The sequence below is a fragment of the Micromonospora sp. NPDC093244 genome (genome assembly GCF_040683695.1).
Classification (GTDB): domain Bacteria; phylum Actinomycetota; class Actinomycetes; order Mycobacteriales; family Micromonosporaceae; genus Micromonospora.
The window spans coordinates 329,289-352,263 of sequence record NZ_JBFBEO010000003.1; the positions used below are offsets into that span (position 1 = coordinate 329,289).

Consider the following 22,975-nt stretch of genomic DNA (forward strand, 5'->3'; position numbering starts at 1 on the left):
CGCACGAGGCTCGACGACGAGCCGGTCCGGGTGCGCCGGCCGCACCCCGGGTGGTAACTGCGGCAGCCGCGACGAGGTGACGCCGCCGCGCCGGGCCCGATCGCTCACGGCCCCACGACAGTCGCGGCGGTGGTGGCCCTCTCCGGCCGCGACGACCCGCCGGCCAGCACCCGGCGGTAGCCGACCACGGCGGCCGGCAGCACCGTGAGCCCGTAGGTCGCGGCCGAGGCGAGCGCCACCCCGGGCAGGCCCACCCGGGCGGCCAACACGATCTTCAGGGGTACGGCCAGCAGCAGGCAGCCCGTCCAGCCGACGAACTGGGGTCGGAGCAGACCGACGCTGTTCTGCACCATGAACAGTGGAGCCGCGACGGCCAGCAGCACCGACCAGACGGCGAGCCCGGCGAAGAGCGTGGGCGACACCGGCGGGAGGTCGGCCGCGCGGACCCAGAGCCGCAGCACGTCGTTGCCGATCAGCACGAGCGCGAGTCCGGGTAGGACGACGACGCCTGCGGACAGGCAGACCATCCGGAGGGTGACGCGCCGTACCCAGGTGAGATCACCGCGGGCCAGCGCCTCGCCGTTGGCCGGCCAGAGCGGCAGGTTCACCAGGGTGATGAAGAGTGTCAGCAGGGCGAACATCCGCAGCACCACCGCGTAGGTCGCCGCGGCGGGAAGCCCGAGCACCCGACCGATCAGGAAGCCGTCGAGGTTGAGCACCACCGACGAGAGCACCGAGAGCAGGAAGAACCGGGCACCCAACCGGAGCAGCCCACGGGCCACCGCCGCCCGCACGTGCCGCGGCCGGGGTCGCAGATCCCGGTCCTGCCAGGCGAAGTAGCAGACGGAGTTGGCCAGGTTGACCACCGGCACCGCGAGCACCGCGGCGGCGATGACCGCCACGTCACCGGCGCCGCCGGCGACAGCGGCGTAGACAAGCGCGACCGAGACGAGGCTGCCGCCGGCCTGCCAGAGGTTGCTCTGGGCCACCTGCTGGTGGGCGTACTGGACCCGCTGGATGAGGGCGAGCGGGATGTTGACCAGGAAGGCGCCGAAGCAGAGCAGCACCACCGCCCGGGCGTCGCCGGCCACCGCCGGGGCCGTGGCGTTCAGCAGCGCCGGCCAGGGCACCCACCACAGGGTCGCCACCAGCACCACCATCAGCAGGACGGACAGCGCGCCCAGCAGCGCGTACGCGCTGGAGACCTCCCGGGCCGCCGCCCGCCGTTCGCCGGTGCCGCGCAACCTCGCCAGCCGGGTCAGCAGCCCGTTGCCGAGCCCGAAGTCGGCGAAGAGCGCCATGCCGGTGAGCGAGGTGACGGCCATCCAGAGGCCGTACCGCTCCGCACCGAGGCTGCGAAAGGCCAGCGGGGTGATCAGCAGTGGCGCGGCCAGGCCGACCATCTTGCCGGCCAGCGAGGACACGATGCCGCCGGCGAGCACACGGCTGCGGGTCTTCCCGGTGTCGGGCGAAACCGGAGGGCTCGCGGGTGTCGGCCGCTCGGCCACGACCAGACCGGGTCGCCCGACGACGGGCGCCTCTCCGGTGATCGGTCGTCGCATGCCGTGCCGCCTCCACGCCCCGTCGACAGGTCACCAGGTACAACGACCACCGATCGTTGCAGTTGCTGTGCGTAGTCACACCATCACTGACAGCACTCCGACACCGGTTCCCTCTCCGACACGGCGGCGCGAGCGGGCTCTGGCCGACCCGGGCTGCCTAGACTTATCGGCCATAACGGTTGAACAACCCGAATCCTCCGAGGGGGCAGTCCGTGGGCGAGCCCACCACGACGACGGACCTGATCCCGGCCGCGACTGCCACCGCGACGCCACAGGTGCTGGCGGTGGCCGCGTACCGGTTCCCGCACGGGGACGCGATGTCCAACCGCCTGCTGCAACTGGCCCGCTCGGCCACTCCGCCGGGCGGTACGACACTTGTGGTCAACGACTGGCCGCAGGACGGGTCGCGTCCACCGGAATCCCCGGACCTGCCCCCCGGCGTCCGCCTGATCACACTGCCCCGCCGTCGCGTCGTCGGCGGGATGGCGGGCCGCTGGCTGCACAGGTACACCCGCCCGCTGCGGGTGCTGGCCGCCCTGCGCGGCGCGGGTGTCCGCCCGGCGGCGCTGGCCGGCGTGCACCTGCCGCTCAGCGTGTGGAACCTGGTCACCTGGGCGGTGCTGCGCACGGCCGTACGCTGCCCGATCACCGTGGACGTGCTCGAACGGCACGACCGGGCGCAGTTCCCCCGGGGCTGGCTGACGCCGTACTTCGTCCGGCACCGCTGGGCGTTCTTCCTGGCCGGCCGGCTCGCCGACCGGGTCATCGCCATCTCCGAGACATTGGAGCGGCACTTCGTCGGCCAGGGCCGACCCACGCTCGTGGTACCGCCCCAGGTGGACTGCGCCGACTACGCCGACCCCGCGCCGACCCCGCTCGACGGCGGGCTCCGGCTGCTCTACGCGGGATCGGCAGGCGCCAAGGATCAACTGGCCGTGGTGCTGGAGGGCATCCGCGCACTCGCGCCCGAGGACCGGTCCCGGGTACGCCTGGTGATCGCCGGGATCAGCCGGGAGCGGGCCGGCAGCCTCTCCGACCTGGGCGGCGCCGACCCCGCAGACCTCGACGACCGGGTGACATTCCTCGGTCGGGTGCCCCGCGACCGGGTGCTCGCCGAGCTGCGCCTGGCGCACTTCTCGGTGCTGGTCCGGCCGCCGGCCGGGTACGCGCAGGCGGGCTTCCCGTCCAAGGTGCCGGAGAGCCTGGCCGCCGGCTGTCCCGTGCTGCTCAACCACACAAGCGACCTGGGGCGGTACATCGTGGACGGCCGGGAGGGGATCGTCCTCGACGGCGCCGGGGCGGACGACGTGCGGCGCGGGCTGGAGCGGGCGTTGCTGCTCGACGACCAGGGCTGGTGGGCGATGAGCCGGGCGGCCCGCGAGCGGGCGTACTGCTTCGACTACCGCGCCTGGACGGCGCTCGTCAGCGACTTCGTCACAGGCGTCGGCAGCTCGGCCAGACCGGCCAGCTCGGCGGAGGTCAGCCGCCGCTGAGGCGGGTAGAGGTGCCGCTCGTGGTCCCGGATCGTCTCCACCGGCCAGCGCAGTCGGATCACCCGGGCCGGGTTGCCGGCCGCCACGGCGTACGGCGGCACCGACCGGGTGACGACCGCACCCGCGCCGATCACCGCACCCCGGCCGATGGTCACGCCGTGCAGGATCACCGCCCGGGTGCCGACCCAGACGTCGTCACCGATGGTCACGCCACGGTCGTGGCTCTCGTCGCCGGGCTTCTTGCCGACCGCGATCATCGGTACGCCCACCTGGTCGATTCGGTGGTTGCCGCCCCTGATGGTCACCTCGGGGCCGAACATGACGTTGTCGCCGATCCGGATCCGCGCCCGGGCCGCCACCAGGATCGGCCGGTATCCGAGGTCCACATTGTGGCCGACCTCGATCGTCTCGCAGGTGTAGACGCCGTCCGGGTCGAAGGTGAAGTTGTCGCCCCGGGCGGCGAACCGGTTGGCGAGGGCGAGGCCCCTGACGGCCCGGCGGGCGCGGGTGACGGTGTCCGCGAGTCGGTGCAGCGCCAGGACCACCGCCCCGAGGACGGCACCCGGCCGACCCGCCGCCACCCGCATCAGAACCCCGCCCGACCGGCGCCGACCTGCTCGGGCACCCCGTAGATCTGACGGATCACCGCGGCCTTCTCGGCGGCCGGCAGGTGCCCGCACCCCAGCGACCGGGCGCGCATCCGGTCGAGGTAGTCGTCGACGCTGCGGATCACCCGGGCCGGCACGCCTGCCGCGACACTGTTGGCCGGGATGTCGCGGGCCACCACCGAGCCCGCGCCGATGATGCACCGGTCGCCGATCGTCACGCCGGGCAGGATCGTCGTCCGTACGCCGAGGTAGACGTCGTCCCCGACGGTGATCGGGGCGGTCCACTCCAGATCGGGCACCTCCCTGCGCAGGATCAGCGTGCCGCCGTCGTGGGTGATGAACTGGACCCCCGCGGTGACGTAGACGTTGTCACCGAGGGAGACGAGCCACGGCTCGGAGCCGAACATCGCCCGGTCGATGCCGTAGAAGCGGACCCGGCCGCGCAGGTCGACGCCGAGGGACCGGGCGAAACCCTCCGGGTCCCGGGCGGCGGCCCGCCGGTCCCGCAGGGCGTTCGCCACGCCGCGCACCATGCTCAGCACCACTATCTCCGTCTCCCTGCCGTTCGGTGATCACGCGGTCCGAAGTGTAAATTCAGCGAACTGCGCGGATTACCACAATCACCCAAATTATGGGTAAATCCCCCACGGCGAGATGAGCGCCGCTCGGGTCCACGCTCACCGCGGGCGCTCCACCCGGGAGGGAAGCCGGTGACCCGACCCGTGTCCGGCAGGGGATCTCGCTGTTGATTGGGGCGACGCGCTTGTCCGACTGTGGCGAATTGACGTGTCGGAACTCGCGTCACTGATACAACATTTACATGCCTTTTGTCCCCGTATCTCCTGATGTTCGGACGCGCCGGCACCGGACGACCCCGTGAACGGCACGGTGTACCTGTCGCCACCCGACGTCGGGCCGCTCGAGGAGTCGTACCTGATCGCCGCCCTGCGCTCGGGGTGGGCCGCGCCGATCGGTCCCGACCTGGAGGCGTTCGAGCAGGCGATCGCCGGACGGGTCGGCACCGCCGGCGCCGTGGCAGTCAACTCGGGGACGGCAGCCCTGCACCTGGCCCTGCTGGGCGTCGGGGTCGGGCCGGGCGACGTGGTCATCGTGCCGACCCTGACCTTCGTCGCCACGGCGAACGCGGTCCGGTACGTCGGCGCGCGTGCGGTGTTCGTCGACTGCGACCCGCGGACCGGAAACGTGGACGTCGACCTCGTCGACGACCTGATCCGGGGGCTGCGGTCGCGGGGTGAGCGCGTCGGCGCGATCGTCCCCGTCGACATGTTCGGCAGCTGCGCCGACTACAGCGCGCTGAGCCCGATCTGCGCCGAGGCCGGCGTGCCGCTTGTGGAGGACGCCGCCGAGGCGCTCGGCGCCAGCCACGCGGGGCAGCCCGCCGGATCGTTCGGGCAGGTAGGCGTGCTCTCCTTCAACGGCAACAAGATCATGACAACGTCCGGCGGCGGGATGCTGGTGTCCGACGACACCGCGCTTCTCGCGCGGGCTCGACACCTCGCCACGCAGGCCCGGGAACCGGCACGGCACTACGAGCACCGCGAGACCGGCTACAACTACCGGCTCAGCAACCTCCTCGCGGCCCTGGGCCGGGCCCAGCTGATCCGGCTGGACGGGATGATCGCCCGACGCCGGCACCTGCGGGACAGCTACGCGAAACTCTTCGCCCCGGCCCCCGGCGTACGGCTGCTCAACGCGGAGGACACCGAGTCCAACTGCTGGCTCACGGTCCTCACCGTCGAGCCGGACCGGTGCGGTTGGCGGGCCGACGACCTGGCGGCCCACCTGGCCGAGCGGGACATCGAGACCCGGCCGGTGTGGAAGCCGATGCACATGCAGCCAGTGCACCTCGGTGCGGAGTGCCTGCTCACCGGAGCGGCGGAACGGCTCTTCGCCGACGGCGTCACCCTGCCCAGCGGGAGCGCCCTGACCGAGCCGCAGACCGCCCGGGTGTTCGCCGCCATCGAGGAGTTCCTCGCCCTCCGCGCGGGCGGCTAGCCGGTCCGGTCCGGCCCGGTGGCGCGTCCGAAGTGGTACGGGATGTGGGCCGATCAGGTGGCGATGGGAGGCGTTCCGGCCTGGCCGGTTCCCCCGAGCCAGGCAATAAGTCACGCATTACCTGAAACACGGTTACGGCACCCCACTGTGCCTGTAACAAGGACAAAGGGCGCAGTACGGGCCCTTCTGCCGTGTACGGCGGAAGCAGTCGGGACACGGGGCAGGAGGCAGGAGAGCCAGACATGCCGCAGGACACCGAGCACACGGACCACGCGCAGCGCCGGAACCGGCGGGCCAGGGCACGCCGGCGCACCATCGCCTTTCTCGCCACCGACACCACCGCCTGGATCAGCGGTTTCGTCGCCGCCGCCTCGACGCGGTTCGAGTTCCACCTCCCGCCGGGCCAGCTGGGTCGGACCGCGGCGATAGGCGTCCTCGCCGCCGTCGTGCACGTGGCGGTGGCGGCGGTACGCCGGCTCTACTCCGGACGTCACCCCCTGGGCAGCCTCCAGGAGGTTCAGGGAGTCGCCGGCACCGCGATCACCACGGCCGCGATCATGCTGCTCGGCCTCCTGCCCAGCAGCCACCGGCCGGTGCCGGCGAGCACCCCGATGGTCGGCGGCGCCCTGGCCCTGCTCCTGATGCTCGGTGCCCGGTTCGCGTACCGGCACCGGCGGGACCTGTCCCTGCGACCCGACGTCCGGTCCTCGACGCCGGTGCTGCTGTTCGGGATCGGCGACGCCGGGCAGGAGCTGCTGCGCGCGCTGCTCGGCGACCCGCGCGGCAGGTACCTGCCGGTGGGCGCCCTCGACGACGACCCGGACAAGCGCGACCTGCGCATCCGGGGCGTCCGGGTGCTCGGCGGGCGGCACGACGTCGGCCGGGCCGTACGACGCACCGGCGCGAAGGCTGTCATCTTCTCGGTGGCCAACGCCGACGCCGCGCTGATCCGTCAGATCCGCGAGGCCACGCTGGCGGCGGGCGCGGTGTTCAAGGTCCTGCCCCCGGTACGGGACCTGGTCGACCACCGGATCACCGTCACCGACGTCCGCGACGTGCAGATCGGTGACCTGCTCGGGCGGCGCCAGGTCGTCGGCGACCTGCCACTGAGTACGAACAGCCTGGCCGGACGGCGGGTCCTGGTCACCGGCGCGGGCGGGTCGATCGGCTCCGAACTCTGCCGGCAGGTGATGAAGGCCGACCCGGGCGAGCTGATGATGCTCGACCGCGACGAGTCGGCCCTGCACAGCCTCCAGATGTCACTCGCCGGACGGGCCCTGCTGGACGGTCCCGAGCTGATCCTCGCCGACCTGCGGGACGACGAGGGCATCCGGCGGATCATCCGCGAACGACGACCCGAGGTCATCCTGCACGCGGCGGCGCTCAAGCACCTGACGCTGCTGCAGCGGCACCCGGGCGAGGCCGTCCAGACGAACGTGTGGGGCACCCTGTCGGTGCTCGACGCCTGCCAGGACGTGGCCAGGTTCGTCAACATCTCCACCGACAAGGCGGCCAACCCGATAAGCGTGCTCGGATACTCCAAGCGGATCACCGAGCGGCTGACCGCGCACGCCGCGTCCCGCTTTCCCGGGACGTTCCTGAGCGTCCGGTTCGGCAACGTGCTGAGCAGTCGCGGTTCCGTGGTGACCGCCTTCCAGCGGCAGATCGAGGACGGCAAGCCACTGACCGTCACCCACCCCGAGGTCACCCGCTACCTGATGACCGTGCAGGAGGCCGTGCACCTGGTGCTCCAGGCCGCCGAGATCGGCCGCGACGGGGAGGCGTTGGTGCTGGACATGGGCGAGCCGGTACGCATCGCCGACCTGGCCCGGCAGATGGCCGAGCAGGCGTCGAGCAGCGTGCCGATCGTCTACACCGGCCTGCGTCCGGGAGAGAAGCTGCACGAGGACCTGCTCGGCACCGGCGAGATCGACGACCGGCCGTTCCATCCCCTGGTGTCCCACGTGGCCGTGCCACCGCTGGACCCGGCGGAGGTGAGCGGGCTCGACCCGTACGAGGACACGGCGAAGGTCATCCATCACCTCGCCCTGCTCAGCGCCCAGCCGAGCGACCCGACGGTCCACGGTCCGCTGGGCGTACCCCTGCGGTCGCGCTGACCGACCGCGACCGGGCACCGCCGGTGCGTCCGCATCCAAATCCCCTCACCGACAGTTATGCCGGGAGGACCCAGAGCGAGGTCGCGCCGCGGCACTCGCACCGCCCCGAGATCGATAGGACGGACATTTTGCGGGCCCCCGACGGCAGGTTCGAGCGGCAGGAACGGCCGGACACCGCGGGTCCGGGGCTGGCCGTCCAGACGGTCGAGCCGCCTCCGCCGACGATCCCCGTCGCCCCGCGGCCGGGTCGCGGACGCCGGCTGCTGTCCTGGATCGCCACCGCGGCGCTGAGCCGGGCGGTAAGCGCGGTCGTACCCCTGTTCCTGCTGCCGGTGACGCTGTCGTACCTCGGCACCGACCTGTACGGACTCTGGGCCGCTGTCCTCGCGGTCACCGGGATGGTCGCCTTCGCCGACCTGGGCGTCGGCCTCGGGCTGATGACCAGGCTCGCGCCGTGCCGGGTGGACGGCGACTCGGACACCGCCCGGCGGTACGTCTCCAGCGCCTACGCGGCGGTCTGCGGCATCACGCTGCCGGTGTGTGGCCTGCTCTGGCTGATTGGCGGCCTCGTACCGTGGCCGCTGCTGTTCAACGCGACAGGAGCGGCCGCGCGGGACGCCCACCTCGTCGCCCTGATCTGCCTGACCGCCTTCCTGCTGAACATCCCGCTGTCGCTTGTCGCCCGGGTGCAGTACGCGTATCAGCAGGTGGCCGTCAGCAACGTCTGGCAGGCGGGTGCGAGCGCCCTCTCGCTCCCGCTCGCGCTCGGCGCGGTGTACGCGGACCTTCCCCCGATAGCGGTCATCGCCAGCATCGCCATCTCCCCGTTGCTGGTCAACGTCGCCAACACGGTGTGGACCTTCGGCTGGCGCCTGCCACAACTGGCACCCCGCCCGAGGTTCGTCGACCGTCGCGGGGTCCGCGACCTGTTCGCGCTCGGCGGCCTGTTCTTCCTGGTGACGCTGGTGATGGTGCTCGCCGACAACGCCGACCCGCTGATCATCGCGCACATCCTGGGCCTGGCCAGTGTGACCGCGTACGCGGTGCCGGCCAAGCTCTTCACCCAGCTCGGCGCGCTCGTCACGCTTGTGAACCAGCCGCTGTGGCCGATGCACGGCGAGGCCCTGGCGCGCCGGGACCTCGACTGGGTACGCCGGACCGTCCGTCGCATGACAGTCGTCTCCACGCTCATCGCGCTGCTGCCGTCGACATTCCTGGTGGTGTACGGCGAGCAGTTCTTCGCCGCGTGGCTCCCGATCCCGATCGGAAGCCGTTCCCTGCTGGTCGGCCTGGCCTGCTGGTGGCTCGTGCTGGCCGCGATCTCCCCGCGGTTCATGGTGCAGAACGCGGCAGGGGTCGTACGCCCCCAGCTCTGCGGTTACCTGCTCTACCTACCGCTGTCCATCGTCGGCAAGGTGTTCGGCGTGCACTGGCTGGGACTCTCGGCCGCGCCGTTCATCGCCGTCGTCGTCTACAGCCTGACGGTCGTCCCGGCTGCCATCTACGGCTACCGGCGGGCGCTCACCGTGCGGGCCACCTGAGAGAGGCGGATCACCGATGTTGTCGCAGGACGAACACCCCCGGGTGCTGGTGGTGAGCCACACGCCCTTCAGCCGGGTCAGCGGCACCGCCATGACCCTGTCGAACCTCTTCTCCGGCTGGCCGAAGGACCGCCTCGGGCAGGTGCACACCGGCAACATCACGCCGTCGACCGAGGTGTGCGAGAAGTTCTTCCACTTCCCGCCCCGGGACCACTACCTGCCGATCCAGTACTACTCCATGCGGATGCTGGGCTGGAACGGTCGTACACCACTGCAACAGAGCCGGCCCATCGCGGCCGTACACGCCGCGGCGGAGAGCCGCCCCGCCATGGCCAGGGCGTACGCGCAGCTGCGCGCGACCGCCGACCTCAGTCCCATCCGGGTGCCCGGGACGCTCACCGCCTGGATGCGTGACTTCCGCCCGGACGTCGTCTACTCCATGCTGGGCAGCGTCCGGTTGACGAGGATCACCGCTCTGGCGGCGCGTACCTGCGGCGTTCCCGTGGTGCCGCACTTCACCGACGACTGGCCGGCGACGCTGTACGGCAACGGCGAACTCCTCGGGCGGGCCAACCGGTCCACGCAGGAGGCCATCGCGCGGCTCATCCGGCTGGCTCCGCTCGGCATGGTCATCAGCCGGCCGATGGCGCACGAGTACACCAGGCGGTACGGCATCCCGTTCAGCCCCTTCCTGAACTGCGTCGACGAGACCTACTTCGCCGCCCCCCGCGAGGAGAGCCACCAGCGAGCGACGACGGAGCTGGTGTACGTCGGCGCGCTGCACCTCAACCGGTGGGAGTCGCTGCGCGACATCGGCGCCGTACTGGACCGGCTGGCCGGGGACGGCCTCCCGGCCCGGCTGACCGTCCACGCCCCGGAGAAGGACCTCGCCCGGTACGGCCGGCACTTCGCCCACCTGGAGCGGGTGCGGCTCGGGCCGTCGCTGGCCAGTGACGAGGTGCCGGAGGCGCTGCGGTCCGCGGATGTCCTCGTCCACATCGAGTCGTTCGACGAGGAGATCAGGCGCTACACCCGCTACTCGGTGTCGACGAAGATCCCCCAGTACCTCGCCTCGGGCCGTCCGATCCTCGGCTACGGCCCCGCCGAGGTGGCGTCGATGGACCACATCCGCGCGGCGGACGCCGGCGTGATCGTCGGTACGAACGACCCGGCGGCGCTTGTCGCCGACCTCACGAGGCTCTGCCGTGACGCCGCGCTGCGCCAGCGGCTCGCCCGCAACGGGGTCGACTTCGCGCGGCAGGAGCACGCCAGGGACAGCGTCGCCGCGCGGTTCGCCGCCACGCTCCGCGCGGCGACGGACGTCGAATCCGTCAGGCAACTGACCGCAGAGGCACGTTGAGGTGCGAATGAGACGGTCGGGTTGGGTCGCCTGTGTGGGCCCGTTCCTCTTCCCTTGGGGTGAGGCGGGATCGCGACGCGTCCACGGACTTGTGGCGTCTCTGGCCGCCGCCGGCTACGACGTGGTGGTCGCCGGCGGAGGGGCGGAGCCGCGCGGCGTCACCCCGCTGCCGGGTGTCGACGGGCCGGGTTCGGTGGCGTACGTCGGCCTCGCGGAGAAACCACCGCCGGGCGCCGGGCCGCTCGCCAGTTCGATCCAGACCCTGGTGCGTTGGGGCCAACGGACGGTCCGCTGGCTCGACGCCCAACCGACCAGGCCGTCGCACGTCCTGGTGCACGGCGGTCAGGCCCAGTACATGTACCACCTCCAGCGCTGGTGCCGTCGTCACGACGTGCCGTTGATCGTCGACGTCGTCGACTGGTTCAACGGGCGCTACGTACGCGGCGGGTACCTCGGGCCACTGCACGCCAGCATGAAGCTCGCACTGCACCACTACTACCCGCGCTGCGACGGCCTCGTCGTGATCAGTTCGTACCTGGAGGACCACTACCGCCGAAGCGGCAGGCCGCTCCTGCGGGTGCCGCCCACGCTCGACGTCAAGGGCCTGACGCTCGACGCCCGGCAGAGGGCGGCGGGCTCGTCCGGTCTCACGCTCGCCTACGCCGGCAATCCGCACGGGAACAAGAAGGACCTCCTGGGCACCGTCATCGAGGCGGTCAGCCGGGTCCAGCGCGACGGCGCGCGCGTCGAGTTGCGCATCTACGGGCCGACGCCGGACGAGGCACGCGGCCTGTTCGGCGGCCGGGCGCTGCCCGACGGTGTGCGGTGCCTGGGTCGCCTACCGCAGGCCGAGGTGGCCGCCGCCCTCCAGGAGGCGGATTTCACGGTCCTGATCCGTCGGCCGGAACGGGCCACCGACGCCGGCTTCTCGACGAAGTTCTGCGAGAGCCTGGCCAGCGGCACACCGGTGATCGCCAACCTCACGAGCGACATGGGCAGGTATCTGCGCCCGCACCGTGAGGGGCTGATCTGCCGGGACCATTCGCTCGCCGAGGTCACCGAGGCGATCCGTACGGCTGCCGGTCTGAGCGACGCGCAGCGCAACCTGATGCGCCAGGCCGCGCGTAGCCAGGCACTCGAGTCGTTCGACTACCGGGCCTACGCGGAGCCGATCGGGGCGTTCTTCCGGAACTGGGGCTGACGATCCTGGGCTGCCGCGAGCCGCCGGCGCCCGGCGTTGATTGACTGCATCGCCCAGAGCGCGAGCAGGGTGGCCATCCCGACTATGGATTCCGGCGCCATACCGAGCTGGTTGTTCGCCGGTACGTAGACGACGAGGATGCAGAGCTGGGCGAACAGCAACGTCGGGATCACCCGCCGGGAGGACACCGCCGCGCGCCAGGAGCCGGCGAAGAGCCAGCCGACCAGCCCCATGAGCAACGCCGCACCGGGGAACGTGAGGTCGGAGGCGAGCCAGGGATAAATCGTGGCCCAGTACATGCGTGCCGGCCACCCCTTCTCGTGCTCCGTCCGGTCCGGAAAGGGCGGGTGGTCGGTCAGGTCCACTCCGAACCTCTGCTCGGCGAAGATCGCCGCGGACGGTGAGCTGCCCAGGCCACGGGACCACTCGAAGGGCACCTGGAGGTTGTAGGAGAGCCCCAGGTAGCCGTGGGTCGGGTAGCCGATGACGTCCGCGACACCCTCGGCGATCGGCGTGCCGACGACGCGCTCCACAGTGGGGTTGACCTGGACGAGGGCGCCAGTGGTGCCGAACTCGGTCGCCCGCGTCGCATGACTGTGGACCATGTAGATGGCCAGGAGCGCGAACGCCGCGCCGACCACCACGAGCGTTCCGCGACGTCGCGAGCTGATGCGCCGTCGCCGCCGGACCGACGCCCGGGCGACAAGCATCCCCGCCGCCAGCATGACGGCGACGTCGCCGAGCCCCTTCGTGGTGCCGATGAAGAGGTAGAACGCCATGTGCAGCGCCGTCCCGGTCAGGCCGGCGAGCCGCAGCCAGGTGGGCAGGCTGCGCCAGTGGACCACCAGCAGGGGTACGAGGGCCACGCTGAGCACGCCGAGCGGGAACAGGAGGTTCATCCACGGGCTCGTGGTGCCGATGCCCTGCTGGTAGATCTCGAACTTGTTGAGATAGCCGGTGGCCGGTGCCCTGATGCTCGCCCACACGCTCTGCGGGCCGGTGGCGCCGAACTCGGCCAGTCGCGTCAGGCTCACCACGACGTAGTAGACCGAACTGGCCAGGACCAGCTGTCGCACCTGCCGGATGCGGTCGATGGAATGGGTCGTGACGGCCGCGGACGGCGCTCGGCGTGACATCTGCGCCACGTATCCACCGGCGAAGAGGGCCGTCGCCGCGACCACGAAGACGCAGAGCTGGCCCGGGTTCGTGACCTCGCGGGCCAGCCCGGTCAACCAGAACGCGCCGAACGTGCCGAGCATCCAGGCCAGGGCGAGCCACAGCGGAAGCCAGGTCACCCTCCGCGAGGTCGGTCTTGCGGCGGTGGCGTCCGTCCGTGGTGCGCGGCGGTCGGGCGGCGGCGAGACCGTGCGCCAGCGGTCGTCGACGTCATCGCGGTACGACCGGTGCCGCCCCCGGCTGATCCCGTCGACGGCTGTCACCACGGTCCACTCCCGACCGGGTGTCCCGGTGAGCGGGCAGCGTCGAGCCGCCGCGAGCCACGCTGTTGAGCGCTACGCGATTCCCCACACCAGAACTGGCCGGACACACCACGCGCAACGACCTCACGACAGGCGAGGCAACGCGGAAACGGTCAGTGTGGCCTCGAATCGGGAATTACTGAACACGCGGCCATAGTCCGTCCTAATTGCGTGAATCATCGCTAATGAGCTGATACCGTCGGCCGAACTGCTTCGAGCGCCCTGAGCTCGGCATTCGCGACCAGTTCCGCAGACCCGATCGCCTTCGTCGCCGCGCCCAAGGAAACCTGATGGTGAAGAACCCTCTCCGCGCGATCGCCGCGGACCTGCGCGCACTTGGCGGATCCGCGCCGCTGCGCGCCGCGTACGAGACCTCCAAGCGCACCGGATTCCACGCCGTCCTGTTCCGTGCCCAGGCACACCGACACCACCCCGCGGCGCCGGTACCGCTGACAAACGCGCTGCCGAGCAGCGACGAGGCCCGGCAGCGCTGCCTGGACGACGCCCGACGTGTCCTGCACGACGGCCTGCGGGTCTTCGGCGCCCGGGTGGCCACCGGCGTGTCGGCACCGTGGTGCACCGACCCCCTGACCGGGCAGCGGTGGCCGGCCGACGACCCGTGGTGGCGCATCGACATCCGATCCGACGCGCGACTGTCCGACGTGAAGCACATCTGGGAGGCGGCACGCCACCGTGACCTGGTCGTCCTGGCGCGCGCGGCCCGTCTCGACCCGGACGGCCCCTGGCAGGACGGCCTCGACGACCTGCTGCGGTCCTGGTGCGACCAGTCGCCGCCGGAGCGGGGCGTGAACTGGTACTCGAGCCTCGAACTCGCCCTGCGCGCCATCGCCTGGAACCAGATCCTGACGCTGGCCGGCGAACGGCTTCCGCGCGAGGTGACGACCGCCATGGACCGGCTGCTGCTGGCCAGCGCCCGGCACCTGATGGTCGAGCTGCCCTACACGGTGAGCAGCATGCGCAACAACCACATGCTCGGCGACGCGCTCGGGCTGATCCTGCTCTCCCGGATGTACCCCACCGCCCGACGCGCACGGTGGTGGGCGGGCACCGGGGAGAGGATGTTCGCCGCCCAGCAGCGCCGGCACTTCGGGCCCGACGGTCGCATGATCGAGGATTCGGTGTCGTACCACCGCTTCGTCCTCGAAATGCTCACCGTGCGGACGCTGCTCGGCGGCGCGCCGGCGAGCGTCCTTCGTGACCTGCGCGCGGCAAGCCTGCACCTGGCCCGGCTCGGCGTGTTCGACGGGGACGTCCCGCAGTACGGCGACTGGGACGAGGGCCGGGTGCTCGCCTCCTCCGGCGATCCGCTGGACGTGGCCGGCTCGACCGCGCTCGGGCTCGCGCTGTGCGGCGAGCGACTGCCGGCACGGTGGTACGCCGACTTCGACGAACTGGCGTGGTACGCGCCGGCACCCGGGCGGGGCGCCACCGGGGACGGGTTCGCGGCGACCACCCGGGGACGGTCGACGACCTCCGGCGGCATCGCGGTGGTCGACCGGGGGCCGTGGCGGGTGTGGTTCAAGGTGGACGGCGGGCCGTCCCACGGGCACGCCGACCTCACCTCGGTCTGGATCAGGCACGGCGGGCACTGGCTGGTCGCCGACCCGGGTACGGGCACCTACAACGGGCCATTGGAGGTGCGCAACGGGTTGCGCACCTCGGCCGCCCACCCGGTACGACGGCCGGACGGGCGGGACCAGCTCGTCCCCCATCGCGCGTTCCGCTGGCGGCACACCGCGCGTGGGCACCTCGGGCCGCCGCTCGACCTGCCGGACCGCACCGTCCTGTTCGGTTGGCACGACGCGTACGAGCGCGGCGAGCGCCCCATCCGTGTCGGCCGCGCCGTCGTCGTTGCCGACCAGTACGTGGCGATCGTCGAGTTCGTCGACCCGCCGGCGTCCGTCGGGACCTGGTCGCTCACCGTCCCGCTGCACCCCGAGGTGGCGGTGGAGAACGACACACTTGTCGCCTGTGGCACCAAACTCCACCTCTTCGGGCTGGACGGCCACGAGACGGTGCGGGGACGGTCGACGCCGTTCGCGGGCTGGCACAGCCGGACGTACGGGCGCTGGGAGCCGGCGACGTGGATCACCGCCGAGAGCCGGGCCGACACCACCGTGTGGGGGTTCGGCACGGTGGCCGGGCCACCGCCCGCACCTGACGCCCTCGACGGTTACGCCTTCGAGGTGACCTGGAGCGGGAGCGGCGCCTCCCTCGCCGTCACGCACCTCGCGTCCGGGACGGTCCGACACGTGGGAGCGCCGCGATGACACACCGCCGAGTCCTCGTCCTCAACCACTTCGCCGTCCCCCCGGGCCAACCCGGCGGCACCCGGCACGTCGAGCTGTTCAGCCGGCTCCCCGGCTGGACGTACGTGATCCTCGCCGGCCGGCGCAACATGATCACCGGTGCGCCGCAACTGCCGGAGCCGGGGTTCTATCCGGTGGCCGTGACGCCGTACCGGGGCAACGGCCTGGGTCGGGTGGTGAACTGGGTGAGCTACGCGGTGACGGCCACGGTGGCCGGCCTGCGGCAGCCCCGCCCCGACGTGGTGTACGCGTCCTCGCCGCACCTGCTGGCCGGCCTCTCCGGCTGCGTGGTGGCGACGCTGCGACGTACCCCGTTCGTCCTCGAGGTGCGGGACCTGTGGCCGCGCGTGCTCGTCGAGATGGGCACGTTGTCGGAGACGTCGCTGGCGAACCGCGCGCTGGAGCGCCTGGAGCGGTTCCTGTACCGGCGCGCCGACCGGGTGGTGATCATGGCTCCGGGGGTCCGGGAGGCGATCGAGGGCACGGGAGTGGCACCGGACCGCATCGCGTTCATCCCCAACGCCGCCGACCCCGAGGACTTCACCCCCAGCGCGGACCGCGACGAGCTGCGCCGCCGGTACGGCTTCACCCGCCGCACCGCCGTGTACGCGGGGGCGCACGGCCCGGCCAACGGGCTCGACCTGCTGCTGGCCGCCGCCGAGGCGGTGCCCGAGATCGACGTCGTGCTGGTGGGCTCGGGCGTGGAGAAGGCGCGCCTGCAAACGAGGGCGCGCGGCATCCGTACCGTGCGGTTCCTGGACCCGGTGCCCAAGACCGAGATCCCCGACCTGCTGCACGCGGCGGACGTCGGGCTGCACGTGCTCGCCGACGTCGAGCTGTTCCGGGCCGGGGTGAGCCCCAACAAGGTGTTCGACTACATGGCGGCCGGCCTGCCGATCGTCACCAACAGCCCGGGAATCGTCGGTGACCTCGTCATGGGCGCCGACTCCGGGTTTGTGACCCCGCCGGGTCACCTCGCCCACGGCCTCGCCCAGATGGTGCAGGCGAGCCCCGACGAGTTGACGAAGATGGGCGCGGCCGGCCGTCGCTGGATCCGGGAACACCAGTCCCGCTCGGCGATGGCGCTCGCGCTCGCGCGACTGCTCGCCCCGCTCGTCGACGGCGGGGACGAGGCGGCACGCTGATCCGCTCGGCCGTCAGAGGGTGAAGCCGGTGCTCACGCTGCTGTCCGCGTCGAGCTGCGTGGGCAGATGCGACGGCTGCTCCTCGACGCCCGTCAGGGCGGCGACGGCGGACAGCGCCGCGCGGGTCGTACCCAGCGACGCGTCGAGTTCGCCGTCGTCGGACGCGTCGCCGGCGATCACCGCCCGCGTGTGGGCGAGCAGTTCCCGGTGTCCCTTCCCACCGGACACCCGCTTCACCTCGCGTCCGTCGATCTCCAGGCGCTGGAAGTCGTCGATCAGTATCGTGCGCCCCCGGCCGAGGATCTCCAGACGCTCCTTGGGCGTACGCCGGTGCCCACCAGTGGAGTAGGTGATCGTCGCGGTGGACCCGTTCGGGTAGCCGAGCAGGACGCTCACGTCCTCTTCCAACCCCGGCTCACCACGACCACTGCCGTACGCGGACACGACGCGGGGCTGCTCGCCCACCAGCCACGAGGCGAGGTCCAGGAAGTGGCACACCTCGCCACGGACGCGACCGCCCTGACGCCGGTCGTGGTACCAGTGCGAGTCGGGCAGCTGCCCGGCGTTGATCCGGTACGCGACGGTCACCGGCCCGGAGGCGGCGGCCAGTGCCGTCCTGGCCGCGAGCACCATCGGCGCGTGCCGGCGGTTGAAGCCGACGAACAGGTGCCCGGGGTTGCGCTGGTACGCGGCCGTGACCTCGTCGAGTTCGTCCTGTGTCAACGCGAGCGGCTTCTCCACGAAGACGTGCTTGCCGGCGTCGAGCGACTGCACCACCAGGCGGGCGTGCGAGTCGTGGCGGCTCAGGATGAACACGACGTCGACGTCGTCGCGGACCAGCAGATCCTCGACGGTGGGCGCCACCACGCCGATGCCGTTGCGCTCGGCGGCGTGGCGGGCCGACAGACCCTTGGCGGACGTGATGGCGGCGAGGTCGTCCGCCCAGCCCGCGGCCTTGAGGGCGGGCAGGAACGTCGCCCTGGCGTAGTTTCCGGCCCCGATGAGGCCCGCCCGGGGCGACGCGGAGGTGCGGCGCGGCCGGATCGTGATGGTGTGCCGGGACGGCTGCGCGGGAGCCGAGTAGTCGAGCTGCACCGCGAGCGAACGCGGATCCGACGCCAGCACCTCGTACGCCGACGTCGCCCGCTCCACGTCGAAGACGTGGGTGACCAGGTCGTCGACCGCGACCCGTCCGCTTGCCACCAGATCGAGGTACGCCTCGATGTTGCGTCGCGCCGTCCAGCGCACGTGGCCGATCGGGTAGTCGATGCCCCACTCCTCGTACGCCCGGTCGTAGCGGCCGGGGCCGTAGCTGCGGGCGAACCGCAGATCCAGCTCGCGCTCGTAGAACCGCCGACGGTCGAGGTCCAGGCCGACGTCGCCGACCACGACCAGCCGGGCACGGTCGCGCGCGATCTCGGCGCTGCGCGCGACAGGCTCCGACGAGGCTGTCGCCGCAGTGATCAGGACCGCGTCGACGCCCCGACCACGGGTCAGTTCCCGGATCTGTTCGGTGGTCGCCGCACCTGCCTCGACGAGACCGACCGCGCCGCCGCCTCCGGCCAGATCGGCGCTCCACTGACGCAGGTCGATGCCTATGACGGTGAGGCCCGAGGCGAGCGCCAGGCGTACGGTCAGCTGCCCGACCAGGCCGAGGCCGACCACGGCGACCGAGCCGCCGAGCCCCACCTCGGCCTGCCGCAGGCCCTGCAACGCGATCGCCGCCACCGCGCCGAACGCGGCCGCCTGGTCCGACACCGCATCGGGTACGGGTACCGCGAGCAGACCCGGTACCGCCTGATACTCGGCGTGCCCGGCGGACGCGGTGGCCACCCGCATACCGGGGCGGATCCCGTCGGTCGCGGCGCCGGCGGTGACCACGACACCGGCGGCGCTGTATCCGAGTGGCATGTCCTCGTCGAGCCGGCTGCGTACCGCCGCGAGGGTCGAGCGCACCCCGCCGGTGCGTGCCCGGTTGACGACCTGGCGGACGAGGTCCGGCCGCGCCCGCGCCTTGCGCAGCAGACTCGCCGACGCCAGCTCACGCACGGCCCGCTCGGTCCCCGCCGAGAGCAGGGACCTGCGGGTGGCGACGAGCACCTCGGTCGGGCCGGGCTCCGGCTGTGGGACCTCGACGACCTTCAGCTCGCCGGCGGACACGGACTGGACGATCTGCTTCACGTGGGGCCCGCCTGCCATCAGGGAGTAGGAACATCGCTCGCGGCAGGGCACCCTCGGGCAGCGCAAACCGCAACGCATCCGTCATTCGACATTGTATAGAGAGCGCAGGCATCAAACTGGATAACTTGTACTATTGCCGCGTCGCTCCTGATTCGCGTCGGCCACGAGGAGACACATGCCAGCCGGGATCGTTCTGCACGTCACGGGGGCTCGTCCCAACTTCCCCAAGGCGGCGCCCGTGGTCCGCGCGCTCGAGAGGCACGGCGTCCCGCAACGCCTCGTCCACACCGGACAGCACTACGACGAGCGGATGTCCGAGGTCTTCTTCCGCCAACTGCGCCTGCCCGAGCCGGACATCAACCTCGGCGTCGGGTCGGGCAGTCACGCCAGCCAGACCGCCCGCGTGATGACCGGCCTGGAGGAGCTGATGGTCGCCGAACGGCCCGCGCTCACAGTCGTGTACGGCGACGTCAACTCGGCACTCGCGGCGGCCCTCGTGGCATCCAAGTTGGACATCCCTGTCGCGCATGTGGAGGCGGGCCTGCGCAGCTTCGACAGGTCCATGCCCGAGGAGATCAACCGCGTCGTCGTCGACCACGTGGCAGACCTGCTGTTCGCCACCAGCCCCGACGCCGTGACCCACCTGCGCGACGAGGGCATCGCGGCGGAGAAGATCCACCTGGTCGGCAATCCGATGATCGACACGCTGCTGGCGAACCTCGACCGCTTCGACGTCGCCGGCATCCGCGCCGCGCTGTCGCTCCCCGCGCGCTACGTCGTGGCGACACTGCACCGGCCCGGCAACGTCGACGACCCGGCGGACGTCGTCGATCTGGTGAAGGCGATGCACGCCGTGGCCGACCACCTGCCCGTCATCCTGCCGCTGCACCCGCGCGGGCGGCGGCAGCTCGAGAACGCGGGCCTACTCTCGCACCGCGCGCTGCGCGTGGTCGAACCGCTGGGCTACCTCGAGTTCGTGAGCCTGGTACGCGGCGCGGTGGTCGTCGTCACCGACTCCGGTGGCGTGCAGGAGGAGACGACGATGCTCGGCGTGCCGTGTCTGACCCTGCGACCCAACACCGAGCGCCCGATCACCATCACGCACGGCACCAACCGGCTCGTCACCCGCTCGACGCTCGCCGACGCCGTGGCGAACACCCTGACGGCGGGACGGCAGACCCTGCGTCCCACACCGCCGATGTGGGACGGCGCGGCCGGCAGACGCATCGCGGAGATCATCTCCAGGATGCTCGGCTAGCCCACCCCTGCGCACGCACCTTCGACGTACGCCGGACGGGTCCGACGCCGATGTGGTGAGCTGTACGGGTGTCGGGGCTGGGACTTGTGCTGCACCCCACCCGGGATGTCACCGAGGTGGTCGGGATCATCGAACGGTGGGCGACGCGCCACCGCAAGACGCTCATGGTGCGTGCCGAGGACAAGCATCGGGTACCGGCCAGCGTCGAACCCGTACCGGGAGGCGAGGTGGCCGCCCGCGCCGACGCGTTGATCAGCATCGGTGGTGACGGCACGATGCTGGGCGCGCTGCGCTCCGCGATCCACGACCCGAAGCCGGTGCTCGGCGTCCACCTGGGTCGGCTCGGTTTCCTCGTGGAGGTCGAACCACCGGAGCTGCCCGACGCGCTGAGCCGGTTGCTGTCCAAGGACTTCACAGTCGAGTCGCACGCCTGCCTGGCCTGCGACGTGTGCGGTGACGACGTCGTGGCGTTCAACGACATCGCCCTGGTCCGCAAGCCCGGTTCCGGCTTCGTCTCCGCCACCCTCGCGGTGGACGGCCAGCAGTACGGCTACTACCGCGCCGACGCCGTCGTGGTGAGCACGCCGATCGGCTCCACCGCGTACAGCTACGCCGCAGGCGGCCCGCTGATCTCCCCGGCGGCGGACGCGGTGGTGGTCACCCCGTCGGCGCCGATGGCCGGCATCTCCCGGTCGGTGGTGCTCTCCCCGGACGAGAAGATCCGCCTGGAGTTGGAGCCCCACTCGTCGTCGGTCGTGGTGGAGGTGGACGGGCTGGTGCTTCGCGACGCGGCGACCGAGGGGGCTGTGGACATCGGTTACCGCCGCAACGCCGGCCTGGTGGTCCGCTTGGACCCGCTGCGCTACCAGGAACGCAACCAGCTGAAGATGGGCCTGCTGGACCTGCCGTTCCTGCCGGAGCAGCTCCGTGAGCTGCTCCCGCAGGAACTCCGCAAACCGCAGGAGGACGTCCCCCCGCCCTGCTGACCCACCCCGGCTCCCGGAAGGCGGGCCCCCGGGGTGGGGGTCAGGACTGGGCCAGGGCCTTGTCCACCAGGCTCTTGGCCTCCTGCTGGATCTGCTTGAGGTGGTCGGGGCCCTGGAAGGACTCGGCGTAGATCTTGTAGACGTCCTCCGTGCCGGAGGGCCGTGCGGCGAACCAGCCGGACTCGGTGCTGACCTTCAGACCACCGATCGGGGCCCCGTTGCCGGGCGCGGTGGTCAGCGTCGCGGTGATCGGCTCGCCGGCCAGCTCGGTGGCGTCGACCTGCTCCGGGGAGAGCTTGCCGAGCACTGCCTTCTGCTCCCGGCTGGCCGGCGCGTCGATCCGGGCGTACGAGGGCGCGCCGAACCGTTCGGCCAGCTCCGCCCAGTGCTCGCTCGGGCTGCGCCCGGTGGTGGCCAGGATCTCGGAGGCGAGCAGGCAGAGCAGGATGCCGTCCTTGTCGGTGGTCCAGGTCGAGCCGTCGCGGCGCAGGAAGGACGCCCCGGCGCTCTCCTCACCGCCGAAGCCGACGGCGCCGTCGAGCAGACCGGGCACGAACCACTTGAAGCCGACCGGCACCTCCAGCAGCGGCCGACCCAGGTCGGCGGCCACCCGGTCGATCATCGAGGACGACACAAGGGTCTTGCCCACCGCGGCGGCCGGCCCCCACTCGGCGCGGGTACGGAACAGGTGCCCGATCGCCACCGCCAGGAAGTGGTTGGGGTTCATCAGGCCGGCGTCCGGCGTGACGATGCCGTGCCGGTCCGCGTCGGCGTCGTTGCCCGTGGAGATCTGGTAGTCGGCCCGGGCGGCGATAAGCGACGCCATCGCGTTCGGCGACGAGCAGTCCATCCGGATCTTGCCGTCGCCGTCAAGCGTCATGAACCGCCAGGTCGGGTCGACGGTCGGGTTGACCACCGTCAGGTCCAGGCGGTGCCGTTCGGCGATCTCCCCCCAGTACGCCACGCTCGCCCCGCCCAGCGGGTCCGCGCCGATCCGGATGCCGGCGTCGCGGATGGCGTCGATGTCGATAGCCGACGGCAGGTCGTCGACGTAGTGGGCGAGGAAGTCGTACTCCCCTGTGGTGTCGGCGGCCCGGGCCCGCGCGTAGGTGATCCGGCGGACCTCCTTGAGCCCGGCGGCCAGGATGGCGTTGGCCCGGTCCTGGATCCACCGGGTCACGTCGGTGTCGGCCGGCCCGCCGTTTGTCGGGTTGTACTTGAAGCCGCCGTCGTCCGGCGGGTTGTGCGACGGGGTGATGACGATGCCGTCGGCGAGCCCGCTGGTGCGCCCCCGGTTGTGGGTGAGGATCGCGTGCGACAGCGCCGGAGTCGGGGTGTAGCCGTCGCGGCTGTCGACGAGCACGGTGACCCCGTTGGCGGCGAGGACCTCCAGGGCGTCCACGGCGGCCGGCGCGGAGAGCGCGTGGGTGTCCCGGGCGAGGAACAACGGGCCGTCGAGGCCATGCTCTCGGCGGTAGTCGCAGAGCGCCTGGGTGACCGCCAGGATGTGGTCGGAGTTGAACGCGTTGCGCAGGCTGGAACCCCGGTGGCCGGAGGTGCCGAAGGAGACCTGCTGCGCCGGGTCCGCTGGGTCCGGGTGCTCGGCGTAGTAGGCGGTCACCAGGCGCGGCACGTCGACCAGGTCGGCGGGCTCGGCGGGCTGGCCGGCACGGGGGTGGGTCACTGCGGGATCCTCCTC

The 22,975-nt window shown here is 71.8% G+C and carries 16 protein-coding genes; 10 read left to right on the forward strand and 6 right to left on the reverse strand.

The window, feature by feature from the left end; all coding sequences use genetic code 11:
• Window positions 1-104: 104 nt before the first annotated feature.
• On the reverse strand, window positions 105-1,562 hold the full coding sequence (locus AB0N27_RS20125; RefSeq protein WP_364371695.1) for a lipopolysaccharide biosynthesis protein: 1,458 nt from the start codon (window positions 1,560-1,562) through the stop codon (window positions 105-107).
• A gap of 212 nt (window positions 1,563-1,774) precedes the next feature.
• Here AB0N27_RS20125 and AB0N27_RS20130 point away from each other — a divergent pair, with 212 nt between their 5' ends.
• On the forward strand, window positions 1,775-3,055 hold the full coding sequence (locus AB0N27_RS20130) for a glycosyltransferase (protein WP_364371698.1): 1,281 nt from the start codon (window positions 1,775-1,777) through the stop codon (window positions 3,053-3,055).
• Here AB0N27_RS20130 and AB0N27_RS20135 read toward each other — a convergent pair.
• Both AB0N27_RS20135 and AB0N27_RS20140 read right to left on the reverse strand, forming a co-directional pair.
• On the reverse strand, window positions 2,962-3,642 hold the full coding sequence (locus AB0N27_RS20135; protein ID WP_364371701.1) for an acyltransferase: 681 nt from the start codon (window positions 3,640-3,642) through the stop codon (window positions 2,962-2,964). The genes AB0N27_RS20130 and AB0N27_RS20135 overlap by 94 nt on opposite strands.
• Window positions 3,642-4,196 (reverse strand): DapH/DapD/GlmU-related protein, encoded by a 555-nt coding sequence (locus tag AB0N27_RS20140; protein ID WP_364372140.1) that lies wholly within the window; start codon window positions 4,194-4,196, stop codon window positions 3,642-3,644. Before AB0N27_RS20140 ends, AB0N27_RS20135 begins: the two co-directional genes overlap by 1 nt.
• A 343-nt stretch (window positions 4,197-4,539) precedes the next feature.
• Between AB0N27_RS20140 and AB0N27_RS20145 the strand changes: the two genes are divergently transcribed.
• From AB0N27_RS20145 to AB0N27_RS20165, 5 genes are all read left to right on the forward strand, one after another.
• Window positions 4,540-5,679: an aminotransferase class I/II-fold pyridoxal phosphate-dependent enzyme gene (locus AB0N27_RS20145; RefSeq protein ID WP_364371704.1), complete on the forward strand. Its 1,140-nt coding sequence runs from the start codon at window positions 4,540-4,542 to the stop codon at window positions 5,677-5,679.
• A gap of 242 nt (window positions 5,680-5,921) precedes the next feature.
• Window positions 5,922-7,796: a polysaccharide biosynthesis protein gene (locus AB0N27_RS20150; RefSeq protein ID WP_364371707.1), complete on the forward strand. Its 1,875-nt coding sequence runs from the start codon at window positions 5,922-5,924 to the stop codon at window positions 7,794-7,796.
• Window positions 7,797-7,924: 128 nt separating this feature from the next.
• Window positions 7,925-9,337 (forward strand): oligosaccharide flippase family protein, encoded by a 1,413-nt coding sequence (locus tag AB0N27_RS20155; protein WP_364371710.1) that lies wholly within the window; start codon window positions 7,925-7,927, stop codon window positions 9,335-9,337.
• 16 nt (window positions 9,338-9,353) lie between these two features.
• The gene (locus AB0N27_RS20160; RefSeq protein WP_364371713.1) at window positions 9,354-10,697 is read left to right on the forward strand and encodes a glycosyl transferase family 1; all 1,344 of its coding nucleotides are present in this window, start codon (window positions 9,354-9,356) and stop codon (window positions 10,695-10,697) included.
• Window positions 10,698-10,704: 7 nt separating this feature from the next.
• A complete protein-coding gene (locus tag AB0N27_RS20165; protein ID WP_364371716.1) occupies window positions 10,705-11,898 on the forward strand; it encodes a glycosyltransferase in 1,194 nt (397 codons plus the stop codon).
• Here AB0N27_RS20165 and AB0N27_RS20170 read toward each other — a convergent pair.
• Window positions 11,856-13,340: a hypothetical protein gene (locus tag AB0N27_RS20170; protein ID WP_364371719.1), complete on the reverse strand. Its 1,485-nt coding sequence runs from the start codon at window positions 13,338-13,340 to the stop codon at window positions 11,856-11,858. The genes AB0N27_RS20165 and AB0N27_RS20170 overlap by 43 nt on opposite strands.
• A gap of 326 nt (window positions 13,341-13,666) precedes the next feature.
• Here AB0N27_RS20170 and AB0N27_RS20175 point away from each other — a divergent pair, with 326 nt between their 5' ends.
• Together AB0N27_RS20175 and AB0N27_RS20180 are read left to right on the forward strand one after the other, a co-directional pair.
• The gene (locus AB0N27_RS20175) at window positions 13,667-15,667 is read left to right on the forward strand and encodes a heparinase II/III family protein (RefSeq protein WP_364371721.1); all 2,001 of its coding nucleotides are present in this window, start codon (window positions 13,667-13,669) and stop codon (window positions 15,665-15,667) included.
• The gene (locus AB0N27_RS20180) at window positions 15,664-16,851 is read left to right on the forward strand and encodes a glycosyltransferase family 4 protein (RefSeq protein ID WP_364371724.1); all 1,188 of its coding nucleotides are present in this window, start codon (window positions 15,664-15,666) and stop codon (window positions 16,849-16,851) included. The genes AB0N27_RS20175 and AB0N27_RS20180 overlap by 4 nt, the downstream gene beginning before the upstream one ends.
• A gap of 12 nt (window positions 16,852-16,863) precedes the next feature.
• Here the strand turns inward: AB0N27_RS20180 and AB0N27_RS20185 are convergent, their stop codons facing one another.
• On the reverse strand, window positions 16,864-19,032 hold the full coding sequence (locus AB0N27_RS20185) for a Gfo/Idh/MocA family oxidoreductase (RefSeq protein WP_364371727.1): 2,169 nt from the start codon (window positions 19,030-19,032) through the stop codon (window positions 16,864-16,866).
• 175 nt (window positions 19,033-19,207) lie between these two features.
• On the opposite strand from AB0N27_RS20185, the gene wecB reads away from it, so the two are divergent.
• The gene (gene wecB, locus AB0N27_RS20190; RefSeq protein ID WP_364371730.1) at window positions 19,208-20,290 is read left to right on the forward strand and encodes a UDP-N-acetylglucosamine 2-epimerase (non-hydrolyzing); all 1,083 of its coding nucleotides are present in this window, start codon (window positions 19,208-19,210) and stop codon (window positions 20,288-20,290) included.
• A 68-nt stretch (window positions 20,291-20,358) separates the two neighbouring features.
• Window positions 20,359-21,276, forward strand: a complete 918-nt coding sequence (locus AB0N27_RS20195) for an NAD(+)/NADH kinase (RefSeq protein ID WP_364371733.1) — start codon at window positions 20,359-20,361, stop codon at window positions 21,274-21,276.
• Window positions 21,277-21,316: 40 nt separating this feature from the next.
• Here AB0N27_RS20195 and pgm read toward each other — a convergent pair whose 3' ends face one another.
• Entirely contained in the window at window positions 21,317-22,960 is a 1,644-nt protein-coding gene (gene pgm, locus AB0N27_RS20200; protein WP_364371736.1) for a phosphoglucomutase (alpha-D-glucose-1,6-bisphosphate-dependent), read from the reverse strand.
• Window positions 22,961-22,975: the final 15 nt, after the last annotated feature.

What these genes read in the sequence shown, in the direction of transcription:
- AB0N27_RS20135 (WP_364371701.1), bottom strand. Translation starts at nt 3,642, where the DNA reads ATGCGGGTGGCGGCGGGTCGGCCGGGTGCCGTCCTCGGGGCGGTGGTC.
- AB0N27_RS20125 (WP_364371695.1), bottom strand. Translation starts at nt 1,562, where the DNA reads ATGCGACGACCGATCACCGGAGAGGCGCCCGTCGTCGGGCGACCCGGT.
- AB0N27_RS20150 (WP_364371707.1), top strand. Translation starts at nt 5,922, where the DNA reads ATGCCGCAGGACACCGAGCACACGGACCACGCGCAGCGCCGGAACCGG.
- AB0N27_RS20175 (WP_364371721.1), top strand. Translation starts at nt 13,667, where the DNA reads ATGGTGAAGAACCCTCTCCGCGCGATCGCCGCGGACCTGCGCGCACTT.
- AB0N27_RS20165 (WP_364371716.1), top strand. Translation starts at nt 10,705, where the DNA reads ATGAGACGGTCGGGTTGGGTCGCCTGTGTGGGCCCGTTCCTCTTCCCT.
- wecB (WP_364371730.1), top strand. Translation starts at nt 19,208, where the DNA reads ATGCCAGCCGGGATCGTTCTGCACGTCACGGGGGCTCGTCCCAACTTC.
- AB0N27_RS20160 (WP_364371713.1), top strand. Translation starts at nt 9,354, where the DNA reads ATGTTGTCGCAGGACGAACACCCCCGGGTGCTGGTGGTGAGCCACACG.
- AB0N27_RS20140 (WP_364372140.1), bottom strand. Translation starts at nt 4,196, where the DNA reads ATGGTGCGCGGCGTGGCGAACGCCCTGCGGGACCGGCGGGCCGCCGCC.
- AB0N27_RS20180 (WP_364371724.1), top strand. Translation starts at nt 15,664, where the DNA reads ATGACACACCGCCGAGTCCTCGTCCTCAACCACTTCGCCGTCCCCCCG.